Source organism: Zunongwangia sp. L-65 (assembly GCF_056859415.1).
In genome coordinates this window covers 121,806-139,366 of the sequence record NZ_JBSXOK010000059.1, presented here as the reverse complement: position 1 = coordinate 139,366, position 17,561 = coordinate 121,806, and the positions used below count along the sequence as shown (strand labels likewise).

Genomic DNA, 17,561 nt, shown 5'->3' with positions numbered 1-17,561 from the left:
CCTTATGAAAAACATCCTTTTAGCCATTTTAAGCGGACTTTTACTGGCTTTTGGTTGGCCTGTAAATGGATTTCCACTTTTATTATTTTTAAGCTTCGTGCCTCTACTGATTGCTGAATTTAAAATTAGAAACTCCAAAACAAAATTTGTTAAATGGAAAGTGTTTGGAATTTCCTATTTGGCTTTTTTCATCTGGAATTTACTAACCACTTATTGGATTTATTTTTCAACACCTTTTGGGGGTGCCTTCGCTATTTTGGCCAATTCATTGTTGATGTCTGTGGTATTTCTTATCTATCATATGGTAGCTAAAAGAACTGGTTTTAAAGCCTCTGCCAGTTTTTTTATTAGTTTTTGGATGGTCTTTGAAAAAATTCATCTTGGATGGGAATTTTCCTGGCCATGGTTAAACTTGGGAAATGGATTTTCAGCCTATATTAATTGGATTCAATGGTACCAGTTTACCGGAACTTTTGGCGGCACTTTATGGATACTGTTTGTTAACTTTATGCTTTTCAAGGCCTATTTATCTTATAATGAATTTAAAGAAAAAACCATAATCTATCGTGCAGGCTTCAAATTGGTCGTAATGATCGGGTTTCCAATCTTAGTATCATACCTGATTTTGTGGAACTATGAAATGCCCAAAGACAACATAAGTGCATTAATTTTACAGCCGAATATTAATCCCTACACCGAAAAATATAACACAAACGACACTAAAATCGGAGAATTATTATTGAAGATGAGTCGAGAAGCTATAACCGACTCAACGGCTATCATATTAGCCCCAGAAACTGTTTTTGCTGACGGCACAATATTGCCAGGATTCGATAATTCCGAAGCTGCTTTTTTTGGAAGACAGATTGCTTCCCTTCAGCCTAATCTAAGCTTTTTAGGAGGTGTTTCTTTATACGAGCGCTTTTCAGATTCCTCCAAGGTTGGTCCCCAATCCAATTTATTGCGAGAAAACGACTGGTTTAATGACTATAATTCGGCATTTCTAATCAATAATTTTTCAGAAAACCAACTTTATCATAAATCAAAATTAGTGGTAGGCGTAGAAAATTTTCCTTACCAGGATATCCTGAAACCTGTTTTAGGTGATGTGATGATCGATCTTGGCGGAACCGTGGCTATGAAAACAACACAGCCAGACCGTGAAGTTTTTACATTAAAAGATAGTGTGAGTACCGCTCCTATCATTTGCTATGAATCTATTTACGGCGAATATGTTACGGGTTACGTAAAAAACGGAGCTCAATTTTTAAGCATAATTACTAATGATGCCTGGTGGGGAAATACTGCGGGACACCGGCAACATGCCAGTTATGCTAAACTAAGGGCTATAGAAACCCGAAGATCTGTTGCCAGAAGCGCCAACACCGGAATTTCAGAAATAATTGATCCTACAGGAAAAGTAACTCACAAATTGGGTTATGAAAAACAAGGGACTCTTTCTGGGAAAATCATACTGAATGATGAAATCACCTTTTATGCATTACACGGAGACTATATTGCCAGAATTTCAAAATTTTTGGCGCTATTTATTTTTTTGTTTGCAATCGTTGGCTTTAAACGCAGTAAGTACTTTTAAAATTTAGCGTTCTGCAATTAGCAACAAAGCTAGGCTCGCTCCGGATTTAAGTTTTATAAAAAAATTATTTGCTTACAGTAGTCAGTTTTCAGCTAAAAATAATCATACGTTTAAAGTTTACAGAAACTAAGAACTTGAAGATTTCAGATTACATAACGTCTCAAAATTCCTTCTACAATTTAAAAGATCAAAAAGCCTATTTTCTAAATTCTATGATCTATTTTCCTGAATTTTAGCTCTCAATCAACTATCAGCACATTTTCGAATCCCACATCATCAAACTAATTATTCTCTAAGCCCTAATCATTGTCCTCGCATGGATAGAACGGTACTCAGTGTTTTTAAAATGATATTAATATCCAGGAATAGGCTTCTATGCTTTATATAAAAAAGATCGTATTGTAACTTTTCAAGCGCTCCTGATTCCTCGCCACTATAATCACCTTTAACCTGTGCCCAACCGGTTAGCCCCGGTTTTATAACGTGTCTGATATTATAAAAAGGAATCGAATGAGATAACTCCTGAACAAAAACAGGCCTTTCCGGTCTTGGACCTATCAAACTCATTTCTCCTTTTAATAAATTAAGGAACTGTGGAATCTCGTCAATACGTGCGCGACGCATAAATTTACCAAACGAAGTAGTGCGATAATCATTCTTTTCTGCATAACGAGGTCCTTCGGCTTCAGCATCCTTAACCATTGTTCTGAACTTCATAATTTTAAAAGGCTCTCCATTTTTTCCTATTCTTTCCTGAATATAAAATAAAGGGCCTCGATTACCCATCATATTGCCTATTAGAATTATAGGTATTAAAACAATTCCAAATAAAATTCCGATTAACGAAATAACAATATCAAACAATCGCAATCCATATAAATAAAATTTATTTTGATTACTTCGGCTAAATGGAAAGTAGCGATAAAAATCATGATCTACATTTTGCACGGGAATTCTGGCTGTAATTTCCTCATAAACCTGCATATAATCCCTTATGGGGAAACCCTTATTTAATAAGAAACTCAGTTCATTATATAAAGGCAGCATTAACCCCGTTTTATAACCGCTGGCCACAACGATTTCTTTGATATGATAATTTTGTACAGCTTCCCGAAGCTCCTTCACATTAAATTGGATAAGTTCATCATTAGAAGTCTCTATCTTCCCATCTGTATTTACAAAACCGACTATCTCATAATTAGGATCGGCTTTTTTAAAAGCTTCAGCAATCATTTGGATGTCAAAACTATCTCCTACGACGATGACTTTTTTATTAAATCTCGGGGAAGCGATCAAATATATGTAAGCTGCACGCCAACATAAAAGTGTGATGCTTATGGTTAAGAAAAAATATAAAATTTGAAAACGGTTATCTGGCAAACTGGGACTAATAATTGGGGTAAGAATAAAAAAGAGTACGGTAATCGAACTTGTTAAAACAACATTTTTAAGAACGATATCAAATTTACTGGCTTTCTGAAGGTCATAAAGTTCAAAAATATGTGCAAATACTTCAAGATAAGTAACCAGTAAAAACGTCCAATACCAAAAGTCTTTAGTTATTCTAAAGTAATCAAAATCGGTGAAATTATTTAATAAAAGTAACGCTATCAGAACAAAAAGCACATCAAAAATCCGTAGAAGTACTTTTCTTTCTGAAATTTCGAAATGTAGTAGGGGTTTGTCTGCCATTCCTATAAAATTTCTTTTAGCGAAGATACTACTTTAAGTTAAAACATTAATCCACAGATGCTTAACAATTTTCCAGTCGAATTTCTCAATCTTTTTTCGAGCTTCCATACTAATATTCATAGAATCTAATCTATTTTCTAATAAATCGATAGTTTTGTTGGTAAAATCCTGAAGATTTCTATTCTCGAACAATACTCCATCCACCTCATCTTCAATTAAAAAAGGAATCCCTCCTACTTTAGAACTCACAACAGGCAAGCCTAGTGCCATGGCCTCAATGATACTTACCGGAGTATTATCTATAGTGGAGGTGTTTATAAAAACATCACATTCTTCTGACAGCTGGTGCCATTCATTTTTTTCCAGTTTTCCGGTGAAATGAACTGGCAGTTTATGCTTACGAGCATATGCACGGCACTTTTCAAAACTTCCATCCTTTTTAGGCCCCACCATAAAAAGTTCTGCATCTCTATATTTTTGTATAACATTTTCCAATAATTGAATGGCTAAAAAAGGATTATAAATTTCTGCAAAAGCTCGTACCCAAAGTAATTTTGGTTTTAATTTTCCGCGTTGCTTAAACTCATACTCATTTAAAGCTATAGCATTTGGTATAAACTTTAAGTTTTTTAATTCGGCATCCGTAAATTTAGTATACAAAAATCTGGAAGGCGCTATATTATAATCAGCCCCATTAAAAAAAGAAAAATATCTTTTTCTTAATCTGTTCTCTAAATTACCTCCATGTAAAATGTTAATATAAGGAACACTTTTTAACTTACAGATCATTCCGCAGAGATAGGCATACCAGAAATTTTGAGTACTGTAAACATCTATAATTACCCAATCTACCTTCATAGATAAAATCATAGTCTGATACAACATTTCGCTCAGGCGCAAAATTTTATTTTTCTTGGAAGAAAAGGAATAGAGCCTAAATCCTTCTTCCGTTAGTAAACCTGGCAAAATATCGGCGGCAGTAGGGGTACGATTTAAACGTGCAAGCTTATTCCCCAGGTAAAGTATACTTTTATCCGACATTATTAATCACTTCTAACCAAGCTTTCCTAACCTTTTCCCATCCAAAAGATTCGGCTTTATTTCTGGCATTCCAAGCTAATTGTTCTCCAATTTCAGGGTTCTCAACGATCTTTTTAATTTCCAAAAACATCCTATGGTCATCTTCTGAATTCACCAAAATACCATCTTTTTCGTGCTCGATCAATATAGGCATCCCACCTACATTGGTTGAAATAATGGGAAGTCCCAAACTCATCGATTCGATTACACTTATGGGTGTATTATCTATGGTAGTTGAGTTTACAAAAAAATCGTATTCTGAAGATAGTGCCGCCCATTCTTTTCTTTTTAATTTTCCGGTAAACTTAACCTTAAGCTTCTTTTTATGAGCCATTCGTTTACACTCCTGCATACTCCCGTCCTTTTCCGGCCCCACCATACATAGCTCGGCCTCCTTATATTCAATAGATAATAATTCTAAAACTTTCAATGCCATTTTCGGATTATATCTACGCTGAAATCTCCGTACCCAAAGCAACTTTGGTTGAAAAACCGTTCGTTTTTTAAAAGGATAATCTTTAAGATTTATAGAATTAGGAATCAACTTCACCCCCTTAAAGTTTCTTGATTCAAATTCATTTTTAAGAAAATTGGAGGGCGCTACATTTACATAAGCATTCTTAAAAAGACTTTTACTTAATTTAGGATCTTTATCTAAACGTTCCGGTAAGTTGCCACCATGTAAGATCGGTACGTACGGAATTTGGTAGAGCTGACAAAGGCGACCTACTAAATAGGCATAATAAAAATTAGTGGCTCCATAAGTATCTATGAGTACAATATCTGTATTAGTATGATATTTAAAAATAAGCCACAACATTTCAGTCAAACGGACAAGCTTATTATTTTTTGCTGATGCAGTTTTCACCTTAAAGCCCTCTTTTCTTAGCATTTTACTTAAGAAAGAGATATAAGTAGCCGTAAAACTATCTACCCGCAAGTCGTTTCCTATATACAGGATCTTTTTTGTCATCTACTATATAAAGTAATGCCAAACCATATACAAATGCTGGTAAAGCTATTCGCATGGCGGAGTGATTAATTGTTAAAAACCAGAAAGCTAAAAAGGCTAAAAAATAATAATTGTTTTCGAATTTAAACCAAAATATAACAGGAACAAAAATTAATATAAGTAAACTTATCAAACCAAGCAAGCCCTGTTCTGAAAGCATACGGCTGATTTCATTATGTGTAGCAATGCTTATCCCTAATTGCTCTTCTCTATATTCTGTTCCTTTACCAACGCCTATACCCAAAATAGGATGATTTATAAAAGCATGTAGTTCGGTTTCGATCAATTCAGATCTCCCAGTAGTAATATCAGCTTTCAATTTACCGGAGGCATCTTTGTTTGTATATCTATTCCCAATCAACCCGTAGGTTTTCACCAAACTAAAGGTCCAGACTCCCAGCCCTACGGCTCCTATAAAAAGAATTTTCCTAAATACAGCCGATCTTGATTTTCTATTCATTTTATAATAATAGAAAATCAGAAAAGTACTTATACAGATAATTCCTGTAAACACGCCTCCACGCGAAAATGTAACCACTGCCCTATAGCCCATTAATCCCAACAAGATAAAATCAATAAGATTTACTAATTTATCTTTTACTAAAAATAATCGGGTACATATCAGAAAAAAGCCCATTCCGAAAATAGTAGACACTTGATTAGGCCCATAACCCCCAGTAGCTAAATAGTTCGCAGATACATTAATAAGTGACTCCTTTAGACTTGGAGTATATAAATATAGATAAAACATATTGGATATCAGAGGAAGAAGAAGCATTAAAATAACTTTTTCAAAATCAGATTTCTTTATTTTTTTATAATAGCAGTAAACGGCTACAATCCCCAGACAAACCGGTCCACTAAGATTAAAAGCCACTAGTTTTCTAAAATCAGCGCCATAACTGATATTAATTGCAGATACCAAAATTCCAGGTACCATCATTAAAATAAATAACCAATAAGGAACTGTTTTGGAAGAAGTTCCTTTAAAAAACATCCCGAGAAGTAGAAATACAATAACCATATATTTTCCAGTTTCATAGAAAATAATTCCATCAGTCATTCTAAAATAGACCTCCCCACCCGCTACATACGCAGCAGCCATCAAAGCCTCATTATTTCTATTTTTCTTTTGAAGTATATAAATCAGCCAGAAAAGCAGAATTCCGTTCGTTAGAATGAAGGAAATAGGACGAAATATATAAATGGCAAATGCCATTGCTATATGTAAAAGTAATAATTGAAAATATTGCTTTCTATTTTGATTAACTTGTAGCTCCATTTTCCATTACTTCAGAATAAACATTCACCAATTTCTTTAATACTATATCCCGAGAAAACTCTTGCATTACTCTTTCCCTAAAAATCCTACCATGTACATCACATAAAGATCTATCGATATAATACTTTTCTATGGCATTTACCAATTCTTCTAAATTGTTCGATGAAATAATAGTGCCTGCACCTCCAATTATTGAGCTACACTCTCCAACATCAGTGGCCACAACAGGGAGACCAAATATTCCATACTCAATAAGGGATACCGGAAAGCCTTCATAAAACGATGTTAGTATGCCCAAATCAAATTTATGCAAATGTTCTTCCGTGTTATTAACTTCACCTAAAAAGGTTACATAATCATCTAATTTATTTAAAACTACGAAATTCTTTACGTCAATAAAATAATCATCATTTGTAATGCGACCTATAAAAGTTAGATGTATTTTATAGCCTTTTTTCACCAATATTTTTAAAGCCCTTAGGGCTAGGAGATGATTCTTAGGATACCGTAAATTTGCTGTAAGTACAATTCTAAAAACATCATCTTCACAGCTCTCCTTATATTTCTTTTTTACTGAAGAGTAATTTGGTAAATATTGAATGAAATCAGCCTTAAAATTAATTTCATAAAAGTTTTTTTGATAACTGCTTACAACTAATATTTTTTCTATTTTCTTTAAAATCTTAAATAAAATGATTTTTCTTAATCCTTTTATATTAGGACTATTACCATTGTGATCGTGCCAAACTACCTTTGACCCGTAGAGCAATTTTGAGATTTTAAGAAATCCAACAAAAAAAATTGAAGTTCCATGAGCATGAATAATCTGAATATTTTTATCTTCTAGAAACTTTTTTAAATCCAATACCGAATAAAAAAATCCTTTTTTTGTTCGGTTTAGGAAATAATATTTTTCAGGAAATTTCACCATACTTAAAAGTTTTCCTTTCTTTCTAGTAGAAATTAAAAAACTTTCAATATCCTTTAATTCATTCAAATGATTGTGATAATTAATCGCCATACGCTCTGCTCCGCCTGAATCTAAAGAATCGATTATCTGTAAAATTCTCATAAAAGCTTTGCTATTTCTTTTTCAAAATATTCAAGAGTATAATATTGCGACCATTCCATCGCATTTCTGGAGGTTATTTTTAATTGTCTAGTATTATCCAATATTTCAAGAATAGTATTCCTATCCTTATCCAGTTTCTCAGAAAGTAAAATTCCACGATCACCATTTCCTAACATCCAAGGCACACATGAAACTTTGGTAGCGATTGGGATACAGCCAAAAAACATCGCTTCAGCTACTGCTTTGGGCCAACCTTCGCTTTTGGACGCCAAAATTGAAAATTGAGATTTCTTATATTCTTCTTTCAATTCAATCAACGAAATTCCTCCACAAATTTTAATAAAATCCTTTATATTATTTAATTCAATATAATTCTCTAAATCAGATTGTAAAGGTCCTTCTCCAAAGATTTTCAAGCAAACATTCTTTCCACTTGCTTTCAATTCCTCTACTAAACGAATAGCATAAATCGGCTGCTTTCCTTCCACCAGACTGCCTACAAAAAGAAAATTTAGATTTTTTGAAAAATCCTTATCGATAAATTCTATATCTTTTTCAGAAAATGATGCCGTAAAAAAAGGGAGAATGTTTTTAGTTTGACCTGCCCACTCCCCATAAACCAAAACCTTAATATTTTTGCTTAAAAAAGTATTGGATAAAATCCACTTTTGCAGCTTATAACTCCACGGTTGGTCCGAATTGGGATCCCAATTACCGGCATATTTTACTGTTTTTGTTTTGGATGGAAAAAATACCTGAATTACACTTCCTAACAATCCCAAATTGCCAGGACAACGTAAATGAATATGATCGGCCCATCTCATTGATTTCCATATCTTAAAACAAATAACTGGTAGTTTAAAAAAAGTTTTTAAAACATCCAATATTGAAAGTAATGAAATTTGCGAAACTCTCTCAAACTCTAATTGATCATGATGGTAGGTTGCTGTTATTCTAGACGCGTAGTCTATATCTAGAGGTGCGACTATTTTCACTGCACCAACATATTTTAACCATCTATTCATTTCACGAATATATGGTGAATAACCAAAATAATTATTTTTTATTTGCTTATGTACAACATGTGTAATGATAACAAATTTCATTAAGCAGAAGTGATTAAATAAAGCGTTGGTCCCTGAAATCTGCCCATGCATTTCATCCATATTAATCGCAGAAAATCAGGGTTTTTAAAATTCATATATGGTAGTTTTTTCTGTCTAATATTATCTATACTGTACCCATAGTATTTAAAAGTATTTTTAAGCGAACGCTCCGTAAAAAAATTTAAATGAATTGGAGGACCACTTTGATACAATTTATCTTTTCTGTTATTATAATTAAGTCTTTTATCATAATTAGGAACTGATAATATTATACGTCCATTTTCTGAAAGACTTTTTTTTAGGAGTTTTAGACAAAAATCCAGATCTTGAATGTGTTCCAATACTTCCCACATCATTATCACATCAAATTTTTCTGATAAATTTTGAATGACTTTGTAATCGCTATTAATAACATTCAATCCAAAAGCAATAGCTTTCTTTGATGTTTCGTGATCTATTTCAATCCCCGTATATTGAACATCAAAATTCTTTTTAAGAAACAAGCCGACTAAACCGTTTCCTGAACCTATTTCCAGAACACGATCGCTAGCCCTAACATTGTTTTTAATTAATTTTCGTCTATTATATCCAATAGCAATTTTCCCAGATTTCATTTCATTATATTCAACCCCACTATGAATTTCATATTTAGGATTGTTTCCAACGTTATATAAATTATCATATAAAACTTTGAAATCATTTTCTCTATATTCTTTACTACAAAAAACAAGGTCACAAGACTGACATCGAACTAAACTATAAGTACGGTTTTCTGTTAAAACATCACTATTACATATTTTACAACTATTATACATTATTTGAAATTTGAATTATTTTCAAAAGTAACTTCATTATTTAGCACTTTCAGAAATTCAGTTACCTTTGCTTTAGAAAAATCACCTTTGATACTTCTTCCTAAAGAACTAGGTTTATTGAAATAGTATTGCCCTCCCTCTCCCATATCCAACCCATAGGAAACAAGAGGTAGATTAGCGAAATTGGCAACTATTGAAGAAAGTACGAGATTATTAAATCCTGAATTAACACCAAAATGATTATATTTCCATTTCACAAATACTTCTTTTATATCGGAATTTATTTTATCCGAATTAAAAGAGTTTTTTTCATTGGTAATTAGAAATTCCTTCCGGCTACGACTATTGTTAGTCAGATATTTTGAAATATCATTTTTCCTAGATTCCGAGGCTGAGTTCAAATAAAAATAAAAAAAAGTTGAAACCCAATATTGATCTTCTTTGAAAGAATTTAAATACTTATAGAGATAAAATTCATCGCTTACAGTATAAATATAATTTACTTTATTTTTTACCAGCTCAATAGAATTATTCGTGCAGAAGTACAAATATTTATCATTATACTCTATATTTTTAGCCGTAGGCCCACTTGCTACTGCAACTACTTTTTCAAAATTTTCAACTGCAATGTATTTTAGAATATCCTTAAAACTTTCATATTCACTATAATCATTCGGAAATGAATTAACTGTTGATGGATAAGATTTATATTTATTATATAAATATAAATAGTTGCGCTTTTTAAAAAGAGATCTTAAATTCATTTCGTACTTGTTATTATTCCATAAAAACGCCCTAAAGCTTCAGTAAAAGCTTCCTTCCGCTTAGAAGTAGTTAAAGCGTTTCCCAATCTAACTAGCGTTAGTAGCAATGATATTTTATAAAATTTAATTTTAGCTTTAAATCTAGGATTAGGATATTTTACTCGCCAAACATATTTACCATTTCGACTCACCATTGTACCATATCTAAATTGATTTGGCCGACCGTCGGGATCGTGATAATGATACAAACGGGCGGAAGTATTTACATACAATTGCCCTAGTTTAGATACTCGAAGGCAATAATCCATATCTTCATATAAACCATAACCTTCAAAATATCCTGAAAATTGCACCTCATTTAGAATCTTAGTTTTAAAAGAAGAAACACCTCCCATAAAAAATTCAACCGGATATGTTTTTCCGCTAGGAGGTAAAAAACTAATTGAAAAACCATTAGAAAACTCCGGCATAATTCCAGGTGCGCAATCGCTCAATAAATTCAGCTTTTTTCGTAAAAAGTTCCGACTTCCTAACTTTCGTTTCCAGCCATCATATTCAAATTCATCATTTAAAACAGTGGTATTTTCTACTTTATGCCAATTAATCTTATTATCTATTATATAGCCTCCTACTCCTAAAGCATCTGGATGTTTTCTGTAAGTATTTAGTATATTTTCAAAATAATGGGGTTCTAAGACCACATCATCATCAAGAAAAAAAGCAATATCTAGTCCAGATGAAAGTTTAGATATTCCGAAATTTCGCTGTTTGGTTAGACCCCGATACTTTGTTTGAACATAATAATAGTCTAAGTTTGAAATAGCATACTCCTTTAATGCCTTTTTGGTATTATGACTTAAAGATCCATCTATTATAAGAATCTCATCAGGATAGACCTCTTGTCTTTTTACAGAGTTAAGCAGCCTAAGTAAAGCCGTTGCTCTTTCAAAAGTACAAATTATTAAAGCAAACTTCATCCCTCTCTATTTTGTTGCAATTTAGCCGCCCAACGCTCACTTTCTTCCCAGCGTTTTTGCATAAGCCTTTTATACTTAAATGGATTTTTTATTTTTTGAGATCTATAAAACTTTAACCATAGAATGAGTTTATATCCTCTTCGTTGTTCTAAAGTATAATTCTTTTGAATATAAATCATTACGGTAGGTGACGGTTTTGGAATCAGCTTTACTTGCTCCCAAGCTTTGATTATTTTAGTTCTAAAACCGCCCATCGGTGCCTTAAGATGAATAATCTCGACATCTGGATGATAGATAATATCGACACCTTTATTACGCAATTGCATTCCGAAATCTGTATCTTCTCCATAACCATGCTCTAAAGATCTATCAAATTGAATATTAGCTATAGTACTCGATTTAACAATAGCATTTCCAGCTCCAAAAGTCCCCCATTGCTTAGCATTTTTGTATAATAGGCTTTCATTCTTCGTCCGGTAAGATGTTACCAATACTTGTACTCCATATTTCTTTATTATTAAAAAAGTATCTTTTAGTAGGTTAGTATCAAATTTATTGTCATCATCACAAAAAAACACCCAACTCTCTGTTACTTCTTTCAAAGCCATATTGCGTGCATTACACGCACCAGTTTGATGGGTAAAAATATGCTTAATTTCAAATGGCCAATCTTCAGCAATAAAAGTAAAATCAGTTTTGCTTCCTACGTCCGGATTTTGCTCAACTACAATAACTTTATGAGGAAGCAAGGTTTGCTTCTTTAAATCTTTTAGGACATTCAGCAAATGCTTAGGCCTCCCAATTGTCGGAATTATAACATCTACCGCATTATTGATACCCAGTTTAGAAGATTCAATTGCTATATCAGAAAAATCAATATCAATAGAAAAAAAATTTCGCTTAAAACAATTAAAAATGAAAGATTGTAAGTAATATTTTTTTTTGTACTGTATAAAACATAAGAACAAGATAACAGCCCTTATTTTTTTATAAAATTGAAATGTAAACGAAAATAAATCAGCTTCGGACGCTTTATACGTAATATTTTGATTTCTTTTTATAGCCAAGTTTGGTGAATGATAGCAAAAAAGCCCGTTTTGCTGACCTAATTTTGCTATCGCATTTAGAAGATAATCAAAATTAGAAAATATACTTACGCTTCTCTTAAATTTCAATAGCGCATTAGCATGTATAGCACCTATATCACTACTCATTAACCATGTAGGATAATTCACCGATCTATTTACAGCTACAAATGGAAATTGATCGACATAACCGATGTCTTCGTTAAAAAAACTTGTTTCAACGGCACAGGAAGCCATTATCAACTTGTGATGAAAAATTTCAAAAAAAGTAGCTTCGTCGAAATTATCTATTTGTCTTTCTTCGATCCAACAAATCCATTGATCTGGATAATCACTTGCTATTGCCCAAAAAGCAGTTATTACCACCTCATCAGCATATCCTTCTATTTGCTTTCCATCTTTATAAATGGCTACTATTTTCTCGCTATATTGATGAACCAACTTAATCATACTTGCCTAGCTAAAATTTCTTCATAATATTCGATATTTTCAACGGCCTTTTGCTGAATATCAAATATATTTTCCACTTTTTTTCTAGCACTTTGCTGAATTTGTTTCCGAAAATCCTCACTTTCAAATATTTGTTTTATAGCTTCTGAAAATGCGTTATGATCTGCAGGATATGCTAATAATCCATCTTCTTGATGCGTAATCAATTCTTTAGCCCAGCCAATATTAGTATTAACCACTGCTTTTTGTAAAGCCATTGACTCTATAGTAACCATCCCTAAGGTTTCAGCATACGATGGAAAAACACAAACATGAGTTTTTTTAATATACTTTTTTACTTCAGAATATGGCATTTTACCTAAATACTGAACCCCAGAAAGGTTCTTCTCTTCAATTCTTTGTTGAATTAGTGCCCAAGTTGATGTACTTCCTGTTTTGATATCTGCACTATCACTCCCTATTAATAGCAATGTTGCTTTTGGGTATTTTTGTTGTACTTTTTCAAAAATATCAGGTAATTCTAAAACACCTTTTTTCCGAATTAACGTACCTAAATATAATATAGAAAATGAATCAAAATTTTGGGGATCTTCATTATTAAATTTTGCTAAATCCACCCCATAATGAATTGTTTTTACTGTCTTATTCTTAATATGAAACAATTCCTTTGAAACATTTCCAGCGAAAGTTGTTGGAGCAATAAATGCCAAAGCGTGATTTACAGCTTGTTGTTCAAAAATTCGATTTTTAATCTTCTGGGGACGCTTTTCTATATGACAAAAATAGGTATCGCTTCCGTGAAAGCGCATTATTACCGGAATCGAAAACTTCATAAAAGCAGTAATACCTGTCCAATCTGGGACTTCTAATAAATCTATATTGGTATTCTGAATCCAATAATTTAGTTTTTTATTTATGTGTTTTCGATATAAATAAAATCCGCCAATTTTATAGGTTTTCTGTTTAATACAATAAAAATGAATCCCATTCTCATCGAATTCAGTATTTGTTTTTTGACCATATACAAAAACACTAATATTTACGCCTTTTGCTTGTAAAGATATCGCCAAATTTTGCAAACTACTTCCTAAACCACCAGAATGGTTTATTTTATCATGAGGATATTCGGGAGTTAGAAAACCTATGTGCATTAATTCAATATATTTTCTATTGCTTTCCAGATTTCCAAAGAGGAATCTTTCGGATTTTTACCGGCCACCACTGTAAACCATTTTTTAGCTTGAGCTATAACAGGTTTCGGATCATTCAATAAATTTTCTAGAATAAATTGTAAAGCTTCTTTTGAAGTTCCCCAAGCCACTGCTTTTTCAGAAGGCATTGACCTAAAATGTACATACCTATAATTTTGCCCAATATCCCTGGTCCCTTTTTTCAATTGTGGTTGCTCATAATTGATATATATACAGGGCTTATTATGAATCGCAAAATCAAAAACCATAGAAGAACATATATTCACTACAAGTTCTGAGTGCTCGCAAACTGTTGATAATAAGGAAAAATCATAAGGTTCAGGAAGAATAGTATTCCATTGTTTTCCAATTGCTTTCCACGCTGGTGCTATTTCTGTAATTTCCTGATTATATTTTTCAATAATTTCCTGATATCTACCTGTATGATCTACCGGTGCTTTCCTAAATATAATTCCTAAATTATAGCCTTCTTTGTTAAGATTCTGTACAGCAACGGCTAAATCTTCTAAATAATATTGGTCTAAAGGAGAAGTAGTTGTATCATCACCTGAAAAACAAATATATTTTTTGGTTTCGTCGAGACCATATTCTGCAAAAAATTTAGCCCTAGGTGTAATCCGATTTGGATTAAAATGAGGTTCAAATTGCGGGGTACCGGTAACAATAACCTGATTATCTTTTAGAAATGGATAATACTTCAGCATTTCGGCTTTCATTAAATCACTCCATACAAAATAGTAATCGGTTTCTACCACTAACATCGCTTTAGGAACATTGTCCCAACTATAAATAAAAGTGGCTGTGGGAATTCCTAAATCTTTAGCTGCTAATAATGCACTTATTGCCTGCGTAGCACGCTGAGTAGTACATAAAACAAAATCTGGCTGATGACCTTCTAATTGCTTTTTACAGTATTGATATTTAGGATTTTTTCGTTCTAATTTTTTAATTTTTTCTTTAATTACAGCTAATCCTTTTTGTGAGCCATGCTTGGTAATTAAAAGACTAGTCAATACACTACGAGTCGCATTTTTAATCGTGTTGTATTGTAAAGGAAATTTGTAGGTATCGTAAACCGGATCGTTAAACTCTGCTTGCCATAAATTAAGCTCTATTCGTTTTCTAGCTCGGGAATAAATAGGTGTTAATGGATGTAAGTTATTCGATGCTATTTTCACTTCATTTAATCCTAATTTTTCTTGTAAGGGAAAAATGCTATTATTCCAATACACCACATCCATTCCTAATTCCAGACCTAAATCATTAAAATTAGTATACGCAAAATTACGCAAGCCAACACCATCGGGTAAAAAAACAAAAACCTTTTTTTTAGCCATTAATTTTTTCTGAATTTCAATTTTTCGCGCTGAACCACTTCAATATCTAGAATATCTTTTTCTTTATAGGTTAAGGATTGGTATACCGCGCTCAAATCTCGTTTTAATTTTCGCAAGCCTGAAGGTTCTAAAGAAGCCGCATGATCGGTTCCCTTCCAGGTTCTATCTAAAGTATAATGCCGTTCCACCACATTGGCTCCTAAGGTAAACGCTGCTACATCTACTGCAATCCCTAAATGATGACCAGAAAATCCTATGTGCTTTACTTTATCTTCATAAAGTTGTTTCATTCTTGTAATTTCTAATAAACATACATCTTCAAATGGAACAGGATAGCCAGAGGTACAATTGTAAATTACTAAATCTTGATTTCTACCTTTTTCAGTGAAAAAATTGACCAACTCCCCTATTTCGTCTTTAGTCGTCATCCCCGTAGAAATATGAATTTCCCCAGAATAATTTTCGCACAACCAGGTCAACATCTCAAAATGATTATTACAAGCCGAAGGAATTTTTATGAAATCAGGTTGCAAACTGGCAATTTCCTGTGCTGAAGTTAAATCCCACACCGACGTAGAATAGGTAATTTCCATTTCTGTACAAATTTTTTTTAACTCCTGATGTTGGTCTATCGAAAATTCTAAAAACTCACGATGCTCACCATAGGTATCTCCATAAGCATTTACAGGATTAGGATGTGGCGCGTTATATTGACTTTCAGTTAATAATTCTTTATTATTCCGTTTCTGAAATTTTACAGCATCTACCTTGCAAAATATTTTAGCTACTTTAATAAGCTCTTTTGCAATTTCCATATCGCCTTTATGGTTACACCCAATTTCGGCAATTACGTAAGGTTCCTTATAAGTGTTCAAAATCTAGTATTGTATTTTTGTATAAATTGAGCTACCTCTCGAATAGCACCTTCTCCTGATTTTTTTGCCAAATTCACATCGGCAATTCTTTTAATTTCTTCCATGGCATTGGCAGGAGCAAAACTCCATCCTACCCGGCACATATTAGCCATATCGTTAACATCATCTCCTACATACGCCAAATTGCTTATTTCTAAATTATTTTTTAAACAATATTCTTGAAGCAATCCAAACTTATCTTTTGCCCCTAAGAATACCGTCTCGATTTTGAGTTTTTTCATTCTTGCGGTTACCAGAGCAGAATTTTCAGAAGTCATCACCATCACTTTTACCTGGTACTGGCGTAAAATTTCTAAGCCCATACCGTCTCGCATATCGAAAGATTTGGCTAATTCTCCATTTTCAGAAAATAAGACTTTACCATCAGTAAACACCCCGTCTACATCTAATACCAAATGAGTGATTTTACTATTAACTTTTTGTTTTCTTAAGTCCGTTGCTAAAAGATTTTCCACAGTAATCCAATCGGCTTCACTATCGATTTCTGTATAGGAAACTTCAGGCATTTCAAACGGAACTATGTTTCCACTTATTCGATTTTTGCTAATCTGAAGGGCCTTTTTTGTAGTACAATAAACAGCGCCATTTTCAACTAATAAGCCTTTAAAATCTTGTCTTCTGGGTCTATTTGCATACTCATAATTTATAGACTCTCCTTTCTGATTCCAAATAAACCGGTGTGTTTTAACAACACTTAATGAGGCATCTGCACCTTCCTCTATTTTTAAAAGTCCGGCATTTATATCGCTTACTTTTGTAAACGGAGAAGTGACCTGCAACAAACAAAATATATCAAAATCATAAGCTACTTTTTCACAATATTCTAAAATAGCGGATTCGGTGGAAGCAATATCATCAGCGCTTTTTTCTGAACGTAATATGGCTTTAACTTTGCTTGTCCAACTAAATTGATTTTCAACAAATTCAATAATTTCAGTATCATCGGTAAAAACAATAACCTCATCAAGTTTCGAAAAAATGGCTTCGGTAAGTACCCAACAAAATAGAGGTCTACCAAGCATTTTACGCTTATTTTTACCGGGAATACCTTTAGAACCTTTCCGCAATGGAACAAAACCTAACGCTTTCATTACTTTGTTAATTAAATGCTAATATACTATTTATAATTTCCTTTGAAATTGAATT

General features: G+C 32.8%; 15 protein-coding genes. 1 reads left to right on the top strand and 14 read right to left on the bottom strand.

What is annotated here, in order from left to right:
• Positions 1-4: 4 nt before the first annotated feature.
• Entirely contained in the window at positions 5-1,597 is a 1,593-nt protein-coding gene (gene lnt, locus AC13DP_RS09795; protein ID WP_483067711.1) for an apolipoprotein N-acyltransferase, read from the top strand.
• Between the two features lie 303 nt (positions 1,598-1,900).
• On the opposite strand, the gene AC13DP_RS09790 is transcribed toward lnt, so the two are convergent.
• Genes AC13DP_RS09790 through AC13DP_RS09725 form a run of 14 tightly spaced genes read right to left on the bottom strand, consistent with a single transcriptional unit; the run spans position 1,901 to position 17,506 of the window.
• The gene (locus AC13DP_RS09790) at positions 1,901-3,289 is read right to left on the bottom strand and encodes an exopolysaccharide biosynthesis polyprenyl glycosylphosphotransferase (protein ID WP_228251851.1); all 1,389 of its coding nucleotides are present in this window, start codon (positions 3,287-3,289) and stop codon (positions 1,901-1,903) included.
• Positions 3,290-3,322: 33 nt separating this feature from the next.
• A complete protein-coding gene (locus AC13DP_RS09785; protein ID WP_228251850.1) occupies positions 3,323-4,330 on the bottom strand; it encodes a glycosyltransferase family 4 protein in 1,008 nt (335 codons plus the stop codon).
• Positions 4,320-5,342 (bottom strand): glycosyltransferase family 4 protein, encoded by a 1,023-nt coding sequence (locus AC13DP_RS09780; protein WP_272958440.1) that lies wholly within the window; start codon positions 5,340-5,342, stop codon positions 4,320-4,322. The genes AC13DP_RS09785 and AC13DP_RS09780 overlap by 11 nt, the downstream gene beginning before the upstream one ends.
• Positions 5,296-6,663 (bottom strand): O-antigen ligase family protein, encoded by a 1,368-nt coding sequence (locus AC13DP_RS09775; protein ID WP_273300103.1) that lies wholly within the window; start codon positions 6,661-6,663, stop codon positions 5,296-5,298. The genes AC13DP_RS09780 and AC13DP_RS09775 overlap by 47 nt, the downstream gene beginning before the upstream one ends.
• The gene (locus AC13DP_RS09770) at positions 6,647-7,735 is read right to left on the bottom strand and encodes a glycosyltransferase (RefSeq protein ID WP_272958438.1); all 1,089 of its coding nucleotides are present in this window, start codon (positions 7,733-7,735) and stop codon (positions 6,647-6,649) included. Before AC13DP_RS09770 ends, AC13DP_RS09775 begins: the two co-directional genes overlap by 17 nt.
• Positions 7,732-8,841: a glycosyltransferase family 4 protein gene (locus AC13DP_RS09765; RefSeq protein ID WP_483067710.1), complete on the bottom strand. Its 1,110-nt coding sequence runs from the start codon at positions 8,839-8,841 to the stop codon at positions 7,732-7,734. Before AC13DP_RS09765 ends, AC13DP_RS09770 begins: the two co-directional genes overlap by 4 nt.
• On the bottom strand, positions 8,841-9,656 hold the full coding sequence (locus AC13DP_RS09760; protein ID WP_483067709.1) for a class I SAM-dependent methyltransferase: 816 nt from the start codon (positions 9,654-9,656) through the stop codon (positions 8,841-8,843). The genes AC13DP_RS09765 and AC13DP_RS09760 overlap by 1 nt, the downstream gene beginning before the upstream one ends.
• Entirely contained in the window at positions 9,656-10,420 is a 765-nt protein-coding gene (locus tag AC13DP_RS09755; RefSeq protein WP_272958435.1) for a hypothetical protein, read from the bottom strand. The genes AC13DP_RS09760 and AC13DP_RS09755 overlap by 1 nt, the downstream gene beginning before the upstream one ends.
• The gene (locus AC13DP_RS09750) at positions 10,417-11,397 is read right to left on the bottom strand and encodes a glycosyltransferase family 2 protein (RefSeq protein WP_483067708.1); all 981 of its coding nucleotides are present in this window, start codon (positions 11,395-11,397) and stop codon (positions 10,417-10,419) included. Before AC13DP_RS09750 ends, AC13DP_RS09755 begins: the two co-directional genes overlap by 4 nt.
• Entirely contained in the window at positions 11,394-12,932 is a 1,539-nt protein-coding gene (locus AC13DP_RS09745; protein ID WP_483067707.1) for a glycosyltransferase family 2 protein, read from the bottom strand. The genes AC13DP_RS09750 and AC13DP_RS09745 overlap by 4 nt, the downstream gene beginning before the upstream one ends.
• Positions 12,929-14,083 carry a glycosyltransferase family 4 protein gene (locus tag AC13DP_RS09740; RefSeq protein ID WP_272958432.1) on the bottom strand — a complete coding sequence of 385 codons (1,155 nt, stop codon included), beginning with the start codon at positions 14,081-14,083 and terminating at the stop codon, positions 12,929-12,931. The genes AC13DP_RS09745 and AC13DP_RS09740 overlap by 4 nt, the downstream gene beginning before the upstream one ends.
• Positions 14,083-15,480, bottom strand: a complete 1,398-nt coding sequence (locus tag AC13DP_RS09735) for a UDP-glycosyltransferase (protein ID WP_483067706.1) — start codon at positions 15,478-15,480, stop codon at positions 14,083-14,085. Before AC13DP_RS09735 ends, AC13DP_RS09740 begins: the two co-directional genes overlap by 1 nt.
• Positions 15,480-16,355: an N-acetylneuraminate synthase family protein gene (locus AC13DP_RS09730; RefSeq protein WP_483067705.1), complete on the bottom strand. Its 876-nt coding sequence runs from the start codon at positions 16,353-16,355 to the stop codon at positions 15,480-15,482. The genes AC13DP_RS09735 and AC13DP_RS09730 overlap by 1 nt, the downstream gene beginning before the upstream one ends.
• Positions 16,352-17,506, bottom strand: a complete 1,155-nt coding sequence (locus AC13DP_RS09725) for a cytidylyltransferase domain-containing protein (RefSeq protein ID WP_483067704.1) — start codon at positions 17,504-17,506, stop codon at positions 16,352-16,354. Before AC13DP_RS09725 ends, AC13DP_RS09730 begins: the two co-directional genes overlap by 4 nt.
• Positions 17,507-17,561 lie beyond the last annotated feature (55 nt).

Coding starts and splice junctions, on each gene's coding strand:
- AC13DP_RS09770 (WP_272958438.1), bottom strand. CDS start 7,735: ATGAGAATTTTACAGATAATCGATTCTTTAGATTCAGGCGGAGCAGAG.
- AC13DP_RS09785 (WP_228251850.1), bottom strand. CDS start 4,330: ATGTCGGATAAAAGTATACTTTACCTGGGGAATAAGCTTGCACGTTTA.
- AC13DP_RS09780 (WP_272958440.1), bottom strand. CDS start 5,342: ATGACAAAAAAGATCCTGTATATAGGAAACGACTTGCGGGTAGATAGT.
- AC13DP_RS09740 (WP_272958432.1), bottom strand. CDS start 14,083: ATGCACATAGGTTTTCTAACTCCCGAATATCCTCATGATAAAATAAAC.
- AC13DP_RS09745 (WP_483067707.1), bottom strand. CDS start 12,932: ATGATTAAGTTGGTTCATCAATATAGCGAGAAAATAGTAGCCATTTAT.
- AC13DP_RS09760 (WP_483067709.1), bottom strand. CDS start 9,656: ATGTATAATAGTTGTAAAATATGTAATAGTGATGTTTTAACAGAAAAC.
- AC13DP_RS09735 (WP_483067706.1), bottom strand. CDS start 15,480: ATGGCTAAAAAAAAGGTTTTTGTTTTTTTACCCGATGGTGTTGGCTTG.
- lnt (WP_483067711.1), top strand. CDS start 5: ATGAAAAACATCCTTTTAGCCATTTTAAGCGGACTTTTACTGGCTTTT.
- AC13DP_RS09725 (WP_483067704.1), bottom strand. CDS start 17,506: ATGAAAGCGTTAGGTTTTGTTCCATTGCGGAAAGGTTCTAAAGGTATT.
- AC13DP_RS09750 (WP_483067708.1), bottom strand. CDS start 11,397: ATGAAGTTTGCTTTAATAATTTGTACTTTTGAAAGAGCAACGGCTTTA.
- AC13DP_RS09775 (WP_273300103.1), bottom strand. CDS start 6,663: ATGGAGCTACAAGTTAATCAAAATAGAAAGCAATATTTTCAATTATTA.
- AC13DP_RS09790 (WP_228251851.1), bottom strand. CDS start 3,289: ATGGCAGACAAACCCCTACTACATTTCGAAATTTCAGAAAGAAAAGTA.
- AC13DP_RS09765 (WP_483067710.1), bottom strand. CDS start 8,841: ATGAAATTTGTTATCATTACACATGTTGTACATAAGCAAATAAAAAAT.
- AC13DP_RS09755 (WP_272958435.1), bottom strand. CDS start 10,420: ATGAATTTAAGATCTCTTTTTAAAAAGCGCAACTATTTATATTTATAT.